Genomic DNA, 12,847 nt, shown 5'->3' on the forward strand with positions numbered 1-12,847 from the left:
GACATGAAACACAGGGTCAAACACATACATTTCGTGGGCATAGGCGGCGTCGGCATGTGCGGCATCGCCGAGGTGCTGCACGGCCTGGGCTACACCGTGTCCGGTTCGGACATGGCCGACGGCGCCACCACCAAGCGGTTGGCCGCCGAAGGCGTGCGCGTGTTCTTCGGCCACGACGCCACCTATGTGGAAGGCGCCGACGTGGTGGTGACCTCCACCGCGGTGAAGGCGGACAACCCGGAAGTGCTGGCGGCGCGCGACAAGCGCGTGCCAGTGATTCCGCGCGCGCTGATGCTGGCCGAGCTGATGCGCTTCAAGCAGGGCATCGCCATCGCCGGCACCCACGGCAAGACCACCACCACCAGCTTGACCGCGTCGGTGCTGGGCGCGGCCGGCCTGGACCCGACTTTCGTCATCGGCGGCAAGCTGACCGCCGCCGGCGCCAACGCCAAGCTGGGCCTGGGCGAATTCCTGGTGGCCGAGGCCGACGAGTCGGACGCGTCCTTCCTGCACCTGAGCCCGGTGATGGCGGTGGTGACCAATATCGACGCCGACCACATGGACACCTATGACCACAGTTTCGACAAGCTGAAGCAGGCTTTCGTCGACTTCCTGCAGCGGATGCCGTTCTACGGCCGCGCGGTGCTGTGCGTCGACGACCCCAACGTGCGCGAGATCCGCGAGCGCGTCACCAAGCCGGTGACCACCTATGGCCTGGACGACTCCGCCGACATCTACGCCGAGAACGTGCGCGCTGCCGCCGGCCAGATGCATTTCGACGTGGTGGTGAAGAACGGTGCCATCACCCGCTTCCCGCTGGTGTTGAACCTGCCGGGCCGCCACAACGTGTTGAACGCGCTGTCGGCGATTGCCATCGGCCTGGAGTGCGGCGCCAGCATCGAAGCCATCCAGAAGGGCCTGGCGGAATTCGCCGGCGTCGGCCGCCGCTTCCAGCGCTACGGCGAAGTGAAGGCTAAGGACGGCGGCAGCTTCACGCTGGTGGACGATTACGGCCATCACCCGGTGGAAATGGCCGCCACGCTGGCCGCGGTGCGCGGCGCCTTCCCCGGCCGCCGCCTGCTGTTGGCCTTCCAGCCGCACCGCTACACCCGCACCCGCGACCTGTTCGAGGACTTCGTCAAAGTGTTGTCCAGCGTCGACGCGCTGCTGCTCTCCGAGGTTTACGCCGCCGGCGAAGCGCCCATCGTCGCCGCAGACGGCCGGGCGCTGGCGCGCGCGGTGCGCGTGGGCGGCAAGGTGGAGCCGCTGTTCGTCGAGGACATCGCCGAGCTGCCGCAGGCCATCCTGGACGCCGCCCGCGACGGCGACGTGGTGGTGACCATGGGCGCCGGCTCGGTCGGCGCGGTGCCGGGCAAGGTGACGGCCCTGGCGGGCTGATCAGGATTTCCGTCCGCGCCGGGGGCGCGGGCTTGTTGAGGATAGAGAGATGAAGCAGTACGGCAAAGTGGCGGTGTTGATGGGCGGAAGCTCGTCCGAGCGCGAGGTGTCGCTGATGAGCGGCGCCGGCGTGCTGGCGGCGCTGCAGTCCAAGGGCGTGGACGCCCACCGGTTCGATCCGTCGGAAAAGCCGTTGTCGGCGCTGAAGGAAGAAGGTTTCGCTTGCGTGTTCAACATCCTGCACGGCCCCTTCGGCGAGGATGGCACGCTGCAGGGCGCGCTGGAGGCGTTGGGCGTGCCGTATACCGGCTGCGGCGTGATGGCCTCGGCCATCGCCATGGACAAGTGGCGCACCAAGCTGCTGTGGAAGGGCGCCGGCCTGCCGATTCCGGCGTTCGAGTTGTTGGACGAGAGCAGCGATTTCGACGCGATCGAAAAGGCGCTGGGCCTGCCGATCTTCGTCAAGCCGTCCAGCGAGGGCTCGAGCATCGGCGTGACCAAGGTCAAGGCGGCGGGCGAATTGCGCGCGGCGTTCGAGGAGGCGCGCAAGTACGACGACGTGGTGATCGCCGAGCAATTCATCGGCGGCGGCGAGTACACCTGCGCGGTGATCGGCGACCAAGCGTATCCGACCATCAAGATTGAACCGGCCACCGAGTATTACGATTACCAGGCCAAGTACTTCCGCGACGACACGGTCTACCGCTGCCCGTCCGGCCTGGCTCCGGAAGTGGAAGCCAGGGCGCGCGAACTGGCGCTGAAGGCGTTCAAGGTATTGGGCTGCCGCGGCTGGAGCCGGGTGGACTTCCTGATGGACGAGGCGGGCGAGATCTACCTGCTGGAGGCGAATACCAGCCCGGGCATGACCAGCCACAGCCTGGTGCCGATGGCGGCCAAGGTGGAGGGCATCGCTTACGAGGACCTGTGTCTGAAGGTATTGGATACGGTGCATGTGGGATAACCATCGGCTGCTCAGGAGCCTGGCCAATCTGATGCTGGGCGCCACGGCGCTGATGCTGCTGTACGCGGGGGGATTCTGGCTGACGCACGCGCCGGTGTTCCCGGTGAAGAAGATACGGATTCAGGGCGACATGAACCGGGTGACGGCCGAACAGCTGAAGTTCATCGCGGAGCACGAACTGTCCGGCACCTTCTTCACGCTGGATATCGACAAGACGCGCGCCGCCTTCGGCAAGTTGCCGTGGGTGCGCGACGCGCAGGTGAGACGGCGCTGGCCGGACGCGCTGGATATCACCGTGGAGGAGCATGTGGCGCTGGCGCGCTGGGGGGAGAACGGCCTGGTCAATACCCGCGGCGAGCGTTTCGACGCCGCCAGCGACGCCAAGCTGCCGGTGTTTTTCGGGCCGGCGGGCGCGGAGAAGGACATGACGGCGATGCTGACGCAGATGCGCCAGACCTTGCAGCCGTCGGGCCTGGCGCCGCGCGAGCTGTGGCTGTCGTCGCGGCGGGCGTGGAAAGTGGTGCTGGACAACCAGCTGCAGCTGGAGCTGGGACGTAATGACGTGGCGGCGCGCGCGGAGCGCTTCGCCACCTACTGGAAGAGCGAGTTGGCGCGGTTGCCGTATCACATCGAATACGTCGACCTGCGCTATCCGAATGGATTCGCCGTGCGGATGCCCGACTACAAGGCGCCGCCGGCCAAGGGAAACAAGTGATTAGGCGTTGGAGCGACAGGTGAGCAAACCAAAGGAAAGCAAGAACATGCTGGTCGGCCTGGACATCGGCACCTCCAAGATCGTGGCGATCGTGGCCGAGGTGCTGGAAGACGGCCAGCTGAACATCGTGGGCATGGGGCACACCCCGTCGCGCGGCTTGAAGCGCGGCATGGTGGTCAACATCGAGTCCACCGTGCAGGCGATCCAGCGCGCGCTGGAAGAGGCCGAGCTGATGGCCGACTGCAAGATTCACGAGGTGTTCGTCGGCATCGCCGGCAGCCACATCAAGAGCGTGAACTCGCACGGCATGGTGGCGATCAAGGATCGCGAAGTCACCAAGATGGACATCGACCGCGTGATCGAGACCGCGCGGGCAGTGACCATTCCGCCTGATCACCAGGTGCTGCACATCCTGACCCAGGAATACAGCATCGACGGCCAGGAAGGCGTGCGCGAGCCCCTGGGCATGAGCGGCGTGCGGTTGGAAGCCAAGGTGCACATCGTCACCGGCGCGGTGTCCGCCGCCCAGAACGTGACCAAGTGCGTGCGCCGCTGCGGGCTGGAAGTGTCCGACCTGGTGCTGCAGCCGATGGCCTCGGCCATCGCGGTGCTGTCCGAGGATGAAAAAGACCTGGGCGTGTGCCTGATCGACATCGGCGGCGGCACCACCGACATCGCCGTGTACGTGGGCGGCGCCATCCGCCACACCGCGGTGATCCCGATCGCCGGCGACCAGATCACCAACGACATCGCGATGGCGTTGCGCACCCCGACCAAGGAGGCCGAGGACATCAAGATCCAGCACGGCGTCGCCCTGGTGGGCATGGCCGATCCGGCGCAGATGATAGAAGTGCCGGGCGTGGGCGAACGCGGTCCGCGCCAGATGTCCCGCGCGACGCTGGCCGAGGTGGTCGAGCCGCGCGTCGAGGAGCTGTTCCAGCTGGTGCAGCAGGAGCTGCGCCGCAGCGGTTTCGAGGAAATGCTGTCGTCCGGCATGGTGCTGACTGGCGGCGCCAGCCTGATGCCGGGCATGGTGGAGCTGGCCGAGGAGGTGTTCCATCTGCCGGTGCGCGTCGGCGTGCCCAAGTACGTGGGCGGCCTGGCCGAGGTGGTGAAGACCCCGCGCTTCTCCACCGGCGTCGGCCTGCTGCTGTACGGCAAGGACCAGATCCAGGGCTATGCCGGCCCGGTGAAGGCCGAGTCGGCCGGCATGGGCCAGATGTTCACGCGGATGAAGGCGTGGTTCGGCAGTAATTTCTGATTGGATTCGGTGCCGCCGGCGGGTGCCGGCGGCGTATTGCAGGTTGTTCGGGCGCAGTACCAGGCAGTAATGAATGGCTCATCTTTATGAGGAGAGGAAAATGAGCGGAATGGTTTTTGAAGTCATGCAGGAAACGGCCAACACGGCCGTCATCAAGGTCATCGGCGTCGGCGGCGGCGGTTGCAACGCCATCGACAACATGATCACCGGCAATGTGCACGGCGTGGAATTCATCTGCGCCAACACCGACGCGCAGTCGCTGCAGCGCAACCGCGCGCCGCAGAAGCTGCAGCTGGGCACCAATCTGACGCGCGGCCTGGGCGCCGGCGCCAATCCGGAAGTGGGCCGCAGCGCGGCGCTGGAAGACCGCGAGCGCATCGCCGAGAGCCTGCGCGGCGCGAACATGGTGTTCGTCACCGCCGGCATGGGCGGCGGCACCGGCACCGGCGCGGCTCCTGTGGTGGCTGAAGTGGCCAAGGAAATGGGCATCCTGACCGTGGGCGTGGTCACCCGTCCGTTCGACCATGAAGGCAAGCGCCTGAAAGTCGCGCAGAACGGCATCGAGGACCTGAAGAAACATGTGGACTCGCTGATCGTGATCCCCAACGAGAAGCTGATGGAAGTGCTGGGCGACGACGTCACCATGCGCGAAGCCTTCCGCGCCGCCGACGACGTGCTGAAGGGCGCCGTGGCCGGCATCGCCGAAGTGATCACCTGCCCGGGCCTGATCAACGTCGACTTCGCCGACGTGCGCACCGTGATGGGCGAGATGGGCCTGGCGATGATGGGTTCCGCCTACGCCTCCGGCATCGACCGCGCCCGCGTGGCCGCCGAGCAGGCCGTCGCCAGCCCGCTGCTGGACAACATCACTCTGGAAGGCGCGCGCGGCGTGCTGGTGAACATCTCCACCGCCCCGGGTTGCCTGAAGATGAGCGAGTACCGCGAGATCATGGGCATCATCCGCCAGTACGCGGACGAGGACGCGCAGATCAAGTTCGGCACCGCCGAAGTGGAAGACATGCCGGAAGATACCATCCGCGTGACGCTGATCGCCACCGGCCTGGGCCAGAAGAAAACCGTCCGCAACGAGGATCGTCCGGAGTACATCAAGATCGTCAAGACCGGCACCGACGACCGCGCGGTGGAAATGGTGAACTACGAGGACCTGGACGCGCCGGCCATCATGCGCACCGGCCGCCGCCGCGCCAATCCCTCGCTGGACTTCTCCAACCCCGAGGTCAGCGAGAGCTACGACATCCCGGCCTTCCTGCGCAAGCAGGCGGACTGAACGGAGGATACGGATAGATAAACGCTATTCATGTCAGCGAATCAATCAATAAAGCATGGCCGAGCGCTATGCTAGAATCGGGTTTTCCCGTCTGGTTGAGTAGCCTGAAATGATTCTGCAGCGCACGCTGAAGCAAGCGATCAGCGCCACGGGCGTCGGTCTGCATTCCGGCGAGCGGGTGAAACTCACCCTGCTGCCGGCGCCGCCCGATACCGGCATCGTCTTCCGTCGCACCGACTTGCCCGAGCCGGTCGACGTGAAGGTGGAACCTTCGCTCGTGAACGACACGCGCCTCTCCTCCACGCTGGTGACAGACACCGGCGTGCGTGTCGGCACGATCGAACATCTGATGTCGGCGTTCGCCGGCTTCGGCATCGACAACCTGGTCGTCGAGGTGACGGCGGCGGAGATTCCCATCATGGATGGGTCCGCCGCGCCATTTCTTTATCTGCTGCAGACGGCTGGGGTGGCCGAACAGCCCAAGAAAAAGCGTTTCATCCGCGTCAAGCAGACCGTGATGGTGGAAGACCGCGGCGTGTGGGTCCGGCTGGATCCGCACGACGGCTTCAAGATCACGCTGTCCATCGAGTTCAACCATCCGGCGTTCAACCGCGCGCCGCAGACGGTGGAAGTCGATTTCGCCCGCCACTCCTACATGGACGAGATCAGCCGCGCCCGCACCTTCGGCTTCATGCACGAGGTGGAGTACATGCGCAACCACGGCCTGGGCCGCGGCGGCAGCCTGGACAACGCCATCGTGATCGACGATGAATACGTGCTGAATCCAGAAGGCCTGCGTTTTCCGGACGAATTCGTCCGCCACAAGATCCTGGATGCGATCGGCGACCTCTACATCGTCGGCCATCCCTTGATCGCCGCCTTTTCCGGCCACAAGTCCGGCCACGCGATGAACAACAAACTGCTGCGCAAATTGCTGGAGACGCCGGAGGCCTGGGAGTTCGCCAGCTTCGACGATCCGCTGGACGCGCCGTCCAGCTTCCACCGGCTGCCGCCGCAGGAATAAGGCCGTGTTCGGCTTCTGGCGGCTGTGGCTTTTGGCGACGGTGCTGGCGATAGGCTGGGCGCTGCTGTGCTTCGCGCTCACCCATGACCGCCGCCACCTGCGCCGCACGCTGGCCATCGTCCGCTGGAGCGCCGGCCTGCTGGTCGTCGTTTCCTGCTTCTGGCTGATTTTCCGCCTGCTGCGCTGATCGCGGCGGGCGTTTTCATTTGAAGGGTACGCGATGACACGACTCACCCATTTCGACGCTGCCGGCCAAGCCCATATGGTGGATGTCGGCGGCAAGGCGGCCACGGCCCGCCGCGCGGTGGCCGAAGGCGCGATCCGCATGCTGCCGGCCACCTTCGCGCTGGTGCGTGACGGCGGCCACAAGAAGGGCGACGTGTTGGGCATCGCCCGCGTCGCCGCCATCATGGCGGCGAAGAAGACCTGGGACTTGATCCCGCTGTGCCACCCGATCGCGCTGACGCGGCTGGCGGTGGACTTTCAGCTGCTGGACGGCGAATCCGCAGTTCGGATAGAAGTGACCGCCGAGTGCAATGGCCAGACCGGCGTGGAGATGGAGGCGCTGACCGCGGTCAATGTCGGCCTGCTGACCATCTACGACATGTGCAAGGCAGTGGACCGCGGCATGGAGATCACCGGCGTCCGGCTGCTGGAGAAAGACGGCGGCAAGAGCGGCGGCTGGCGGGCCGGGAGTTAGCCGGGATCGCGGAGGCCGCCGTCAGAACATGGTCTTGATCGGGCGGCGCCGCGATAGTCTCGCGGCGCGTTGGCCTGCTATTGCAATATCACCGCAGCCACGTAAGCGCCGATGGCGATAATGCTGATGCAGGTGCCGCAAGCGATCAGGCTGGCTGACCGGCCGCTCTTCATATAGTGGGTTTCCAGCACGATGATGTTGGCGGCCGGCGGCAGCAAACACATCATGTATAGCGCGGCCTGATTTTCCAGCACCAATCGGATATCCAGGCTGCGGCATAGCATGACGAACAGGCATACCAGCGCTGCGATGGCGGCGGCTCGCAGAATCGATATTTTTAGCGCTTGGCTGAAATCAGCCACTTTCAGGCGAGTGGCGGATAACCAGATGCCTAGAATGGACATTCCCAGAAAACTCATCAGGAATTTCAGTACTTCATAAACAGGCCGTGCATGAGCTTCCAGTTGCGGCCCGAACGGAATGCACCCCACGCCTACCAATAGCGCCCATACCGGTGGCGCTTTCAATGTTTCCAGCATGCGCGTTTTCAGATTGCTTCCCTGAGCCATCAATCCGACACCCACAGAATTTCCCAATAGCGAGCTGCCGACATAAGCGGCGATGAAAACCATGGCTGCGCCATCGCCAAATAAAGTGCTGGCGACCGGCATGCCCAGCCAACCGATGTTCAGGTAGCTGAAGCACAGGTTATGCACCGGATCGCGGGTTTTGATTCGACTGATCAGAAGCAGGCTGATCATCATCACCATCATCCCCGCCATCACGGCGAATACGCCGGGCCGGTGGGTGGCGATGTTGTAGATGATCACTAGCGGAATCACCAACTTGGTCAGCAATGCGGAAGCGCGCCCCTTGATTTCAAACGGCGTGCGACCAAGGCCAAGGCCCATTAGTAGGTATAACAGTGGGGCAAATATGGAAATCGACATGCTGGGCATCAAGTTAATGTTTCAAAAGGAGATATCCACAGAATGGTGAATGCCTGTCGACAGCGGGTCAGGCTTGGACGAGATAAACCATTAGGATAAATGGAAGGAGAATATATCATAACAATGGCATTGTTGTGCAAGTGCTTGCATAACGGCCATGGGCTGCTTATGCGTTGATTGCGCGTTGAGATCTTGGGTGGTTGAGAAATGGCTTCGTTAGACAGCACGGCTGTCGGATGGAGATTATTCGATAGTGCAAAAGGATATGGATGGCTGCTGCCATTATTAGTTGGGCGGCATTTTATTCTAAAAAATTAAATTATAGGCTATTAATATCCAATAAATTCTGAAGCTATGGCATATGAAACGAATAATGAAACCAAACAAAAATTCCAATTGACATTATATGACTATGAAATAAAATCTTATCTCCTCAAAAACCGTGATCATAAAATTGTTTGATATCGCAATAGTCGGCGTGGGTGCGACGGGTGTTAGCCTACTGAAACAAGTTCAGGATGAAGCGTATTCTGCAGGACTCCGCAAGGTGAGGGTCGCGCTGCTTTCTCCTCAGGCGGAATTTGCCCGTGGCAAGGCGTTTGGCGACGCAGCTTCCATCCACAAGGTGAATACCCCGCCTTGGATGTTGTCCATCTCGGATCAGGAGCCGACAGGATTCGCGCAGTGGATGGCGGGAAAAGGAAGGAACGGGGAGCTCTATCCAAACCGATTGACCTATTCCGATTTTCTCAATGAAACCTATCAGGATATTGCCGAGTCAGGCTTGCTGGATATCCACGAAATCCATGAACAGGTCGATGATCTGCTCCCTGAGAGCGGCGGCTACCGGTTGATGTCGACAAGGGGAACACTAGCGATAGCCAAACGCGTTGTCTTGTGCCTGGGGTCTCTCCACGGTAGCCACTTTCCGAAGTTTCGGGCACTGCCTGGCTTCATTGACCATCACAGCCAATTCGAACAGGTTCCCGACGGCCGCGTGCTGATCGCCGGTTCGGGATTGACGGCTATCGATGCACTACGCTCGCTGCAAAGTAACCAGAATCGTGAAATTCACTTGTTCTCGCGCCATGGCTATGCGCCGACTTGCCTGACCGCCAGCAATCGCCATGAGCCACGGCACCTGACTTGGAACAATTTGCTACGCGGAGGAGAGGGTGGGGTTCGCCTTGACCACTTTATCGGGCTGCTCAAGCAGGAGAGGGATAGTCTGCGAGGTGGCGACGAGCGTGATCATGCGATGCGCATCCTGCGGCATGAAGGCGAGGCAGCCTACTTCGAATATTTGATGACGCGCTCGGCGGAAGCGAATTTGCCTTATCAGGACACCTTGGTGTCCACCCGGCCTTATATGCACAAACTTTGGCAAGCCATGCCGATGCAGGACCGCTTGTCTTTCCATCTCAATTTTGGCGCGGCATGGGCAGCTTGGCGTCATCCGATTCCATATGAGGTGGTGGGCGAATTGGCCGCCGCCGCTGCCGAAGGCAGGCTGCGCATTCACAAGGCCGCTTCGGCGCCAGTGTGGGAAGGGGGCGAATTCGTCATGGGGACCGACGACGGACAAATCATCCGCTCAACCGTGATGATTGATGGCACCGGCGGTTCTAATCGGCTGGATGGCATTGAAGCGCCTCTGGTGCGCAACCTACTGGCCCGGGGCCTTGTCGAGGCCCATCCTTGTGGTGGCATGGATATTCATCCCATGACTTTCGAATGCCGCCATGGCGGCAGGCCGACCCGTCGTCTTTACAATTTGGGGCCTTTGAATAAAGGCAGTCTTTTTTCTACCAACGCTTTTTGGTTCAACGCTCGCTGCGCTGGCCAGTGGGCGCGGCAATGGGTAATCGACGTCGCTGCCGAGGATACCGCCCGCATCTGATAGTGGTTTTGTCGCGGGGGGCGGAAGCCAAGAGAGAAATAAGGAGAGAAATAAATATGCGGGTTATTTTTGTAGGCACTAAAAACTTCGAGTTCTTTTCGCGAGAGCTGATCGAACGATTCGATAAGATCATTCTTGCGGCACATTCGCAGGCGCTGCCGTCGTGGCTGGAGAGCGCATCCACGGTTGTGCGGGTGGATGAGGTATACGACCCGCATTCAAAAACCCTGTGCCTGAATTTGGAACAGGCGATTGCAGCTCTGGTGCCGCTGGTGAACGGGGACGTTGGCGTCAAAATATTTTGCAATCAGGAAGCGAATATGGAGGTTGCCGACCGCTTGCGCGAGCGCTTCGGCTTGCATGACCACCTTGCGGGGAAGGTGGAGCACTTCCGGGATAAGCTCGCCATGAAGCATATTATTCAAAGCGCTGGCTTGCGGGCCCCGGTATACGCCGAACTCGTGCCGGATGTCGACGCTGAGGCGTACGTCGATCTGAGACGGGCATTGAGAGGCAAATTCATCGTCAAGCCGCGCGCATCGGTGGGAAGCCGGGGCGTTTACAAGATAGACAAACCTGCCGATTTCGAGAGATTCCTGTCGGAGGCGGCTGGCGATGATTGCGAGTATGAGGCGGAAGAGTTCATCGATGGGGATTTGTACGAGTTCGATCTGGCTATCCAGAACGGTGAGCCGATCTACAGCGCGGTTAGCCGCTATAGCTGTCCGATGGCGGACTTGCAGGAAGGGCGCACTCTTGGATCCATCATGGTGGGGCGAAATGAGCCGCTGCATGCGCGCATCGTAGCCTTCGGTTTGCAGTGCGCGCGCGCGCTGGGCGCCGACAATGGCTGCTTTCATATGGAATTGTTCCATTCCATGGCTGATGAACTGGTATTCCTCGAAGTCGCGGCGCGTTCTCCGGGATTGATGACCGTGCCAGCCTATCATTCCTGGGAAGGGGTGAATCTGTATGACATAGAGCTGATGATCCAGTCCGGACAGGATGCGTCCCATCTGGGCCAGGCCGCTGTCAGCCACAAAAGCCGGCCCGCGTTTTTTGTAGTGTTCCCCAAGGTGGACGGCATGATCCGTGAACTGCGCCAGCCGGAACTGGATTGTGATATCGACATGGACTGGCGTGTTCATGTCGGACAAAGCGTTGAAGCCACGACCACCAATATCGATTTTGCCGGCAAGGCTTTTGTCCGGGCTGATAACGAGGCGGAGGCCCGTCGCGCCTTCCAGCACTTGGTAGGCGAATTCATCCCGGTTTCCTACTTGTAAGCGACTCTTTGCGGGCGAGCGTGGCTCGCCCGCCCTGTCATCAGGATGTTTGATGCCGCACGTCAGAACCAAAACACCGCTCTTCCAGCCATTACGCCATTCCCGCTTTCGCGACTTATGTCTGGCCAACTTCATCTCCAATATCGGCGCATGGATGCGGATATTCGCCACCGGCTGGTTGCTGGCCAAACAGTCCCAGAATCCCAGCGCCGCGGTGTTGGCCCAGACGGCTAATCAGGCGCCGATATTTCTATTCGCCTTGTTCGGGGGCGTATTCGCTGACCGGATGGATCAGGACCGATATCTGATGCTGGTGAATCTGCAGATGCTGGCCGCGGCGGCATTGCTGGTGATGGCGGCCTTGTATGATGCGCCTTCGGCGGCCGTGATCATATTCCTGACCTTTGCTCTGGGTGCGGGGGCTGCTTTCAAGGTGTCGGCTTGGCAGGCGTCCATGTCGTCATTGGTGCAGGCAGACGAAATTGAAGCCGCGGCCACGCTGAATGGGCTCAGCTACAATCTCGCGTCCATCATTGGCCCTATCCTGGGGGGCTGGCTGTTCAGTCTGACCGGCCCAGCCGCGCTGTATCTGGCGAACGCGCTTTCTTTTGTCGGCCTGATCGTTTTGCATTGGCGCGTACCTGGCGGGGACAAGAGCTCAGGACCATCGGCTGGAACAAACCAGGGATCCTTTCTCGACTCCTTAGTCGATGGGGTTCGGCACAGTTTCGTTTCACCGATTTTCCGCGGAATTCTGGGTCAAACGCTTTGCCTTTTTTTTGCAATTTCCATTTTCCAGTCTCTGCTGCCTATCTACGTCAAGAACATGCTTGCCGGCAGCGAGGCCGCCCTTGGCTGGTTGATGGCGGCTTTTGGCGCTGGCGCCGTCGCCTCCGCCTTCGCATTGCCGCAATTGCGCTTTTTGCTGAAGCGCGCGCATCTGCTGGGATGGGCAACGGTGGTTTATGGCTCGATGCTTCTGTATTTCGGCTGGGCGCCATGGCTTTTTTCATTGCTGCCGGCGGCTTTCATCGCCGGTTTTTCTTGGGCCGGGATTGTGTCCACGATGAACTCCGGAGCCCAAGCGGTATTTCCCCCAGCCATGCGCGCGCGCGCGCTGGCGGTCTATTCGCTGGTTTTCTCGGGAGCGTTAACGGTAGGCGGCCTCGCTTGGGGATGGATTGCCACTGAATTAGGCATAGGCTTTGCCTTCAAGGCCGCGGGAATGATCATGCTGGCGATTTCCGCGTATGGCTGGCTGCGCCAGCCCGCGGCCAAGGAAGGCTTGCAGCCCGCCGCCGCCGAGGCGGACAACTGAGTCCAGTTGGCTGGCATTTTGTTCTCATCTCCTTCAATCTAATTCG

General features: G+C 61.4%; 12 protein-coding genes. 11 read left to right on the forward strand and 1 reads right to left on the reverse strand.

The features are described from left to right. The first annotated feature begins 3 nt into the window (after nt 1-3). The 8 genes from murC to moaC all read left to right on the forward strand — a co-directional run bounded on the left by murC (nt 4) and on the right by moaC (nt 7,347). Entirely contained in the window at nt 4-1,398 is a 1,395-nt protein-coding gene (gene murC / locus ACY3GB_RS15755; RefSeq protein WP_463089577.1) for a UDP-N-acetylmuramate--L-alanine ligase, read from the forward strand. 49 nt (nt 1,399-1,447) lie between these two features. Continuing rightward, nucleotides 1,448-2,359, forward strand: a complete 912-nt coding sequence (locus tag ACY3GB_RS15760) for a D-alanine--D-alanine ligase (protein WP_046155177.1) — start codon at nt 1,448-1,450, stop codon at nt 2,357-2,359. After that, nucleotides 2,349-3,074: a cell division protein FtsQ/DivIB gene (locus ACY3GB_RS15765; RefSeq protein WP_021477359.1), complete on the forward strand. Its 726-nt coding sequence runs from the start codon at nt 2,349-2,351 to the stop codon at nt 3,072-3,074. Before ACY3GB_RS15760 ends, ACY3GB_RS15765 begins: the two co-directional genes overlap by 11 nt. A 19-nt stretch (nt 3,075-3,093) precedes the next feature. Then, nucleotides 3,094-4,335 carry a cell division protein FtsA gene (gene ftsA / locus ACY3GB_RS15770; RefSeq protein ID WP_463089578.1) on the forward strand — a complete coding sequence of 414 codons (1,242 nt, stop codon included), beginning with the start codon at nt 3,094-3,096 and terminating at the stop codon, nt 4,333-4,335. 100 nt (nt 4,336-4,435) lie between these two features. Continuing rightward, entirely contained in the window at nt 4,436-5,623 is a 1,188-nt protein-coding gene (gene ftsZ / locus ACY3GB_RS15775) for a cell division protein FtsZ (RefSeq protein WP_463089579.1), read from the forward strand. Between the two features lie 112 nt (nt 5,624-5,735). After that, complete coding sequence (lpxC, locus tag ACY3GB_RS15780) at nt 5,736-6,647, forward strand: UDP-3-O-acyl-N-acetylglucosamine deacetylase (protein ID WP_463090950.1); 912 nt, start codon at nt 5,736-5,738, stop codon at nt 6,645-6,647. A gap of 4 nt (nt 6,648-6,651) precedes the next feature. Next, a complete protein-coding gene (locus tag ACY3GB_RS15785; protein ID WP_463089580.1) occupies nt 6,652-6,834 on the forward strand; it encodes a hypothetical protein in 183 nt (60 codons plus the stop codon). A 33-nt stretch (nt 6,835-6,867) separates the two neighbouring features. After that, entirely contained in the window at nt 6,868-7,347 is a 480-nt protein-coding gene (gene moaC, locus ACY3GB_RS15790) for a cyclic pyranopterin monophosphate synthase MoaC (RefSeq protein WP_463089581.1), read from the forward strand. A 77-nt stretch (nt 7,348-7,424) separates the two neighbouring features. On the opposite strand, the gene ACY3GB_RS15795 is transcribed toward moaC, so the two are convergent. Beyond that, nucleotides 7,425-8,297, reverse strand: coding sequence for an AEC family transporter (locus tag ACY3GB_RS15795; RefSeq protein ID WP_463089582.1), 873 nt, complete (start codon nt 8,295-8,297; stop codon nt 7,425-7,427). Between the two features lie 454 nt (nt 8,298-8,751). On the opposite strand from ACY3GB_RS15795, the gene ACY3GB_RS15800 reads away from it, so the two are divergent. From ACY3GB_RS15800 to ACY3GB_RS15810, 3 genes are read left to right on the forward strand one after another with little or no spacing between them, the layout of a single operon-like run. Next, a complete protein-coding gene (locus tag ACY3GB_RS15800) occupies nt 8,752-10,197 on the forward strand; it encodes an FAD/NAD(P)-binding protein (protein WP_463089583.1) in 1,446 nt (481 codons plus the stop codon). A 56-nt stretch (nt 10,198-10,253) separates the two neighbouring features. Beyond that, nucleotides 10,254-11,483 carry an ATP-grasp domain-containing protein gene (locus ACY3GB_RS15805; RefSeq protein ID WP_463089584.1) on the forward strand — a complete coding sequence of 410 codons (1,230 nt, stop codon included), beginning with the start codon at nt 10,254-10,256 and terminating at the stop codon, nt 11,481-11,483. Nucleotides 11,484-11,535: 52 nt separating this feature from the next. Further along, entirely contained in the window at nt 11,536-12,801 is a 1,266-nt protein-coding gene (locus tag ACY3GB_RS15810; RefSeq protein ID WP_463089585.1) for an MFS transporter, read from the forward strand. The last annotated feature ends 46 nt before the right edge of the window (nt 12,802-12,847 follow it).

This window comes from Chromobacterium sp. Ag138, assembly GCF_055181315.1.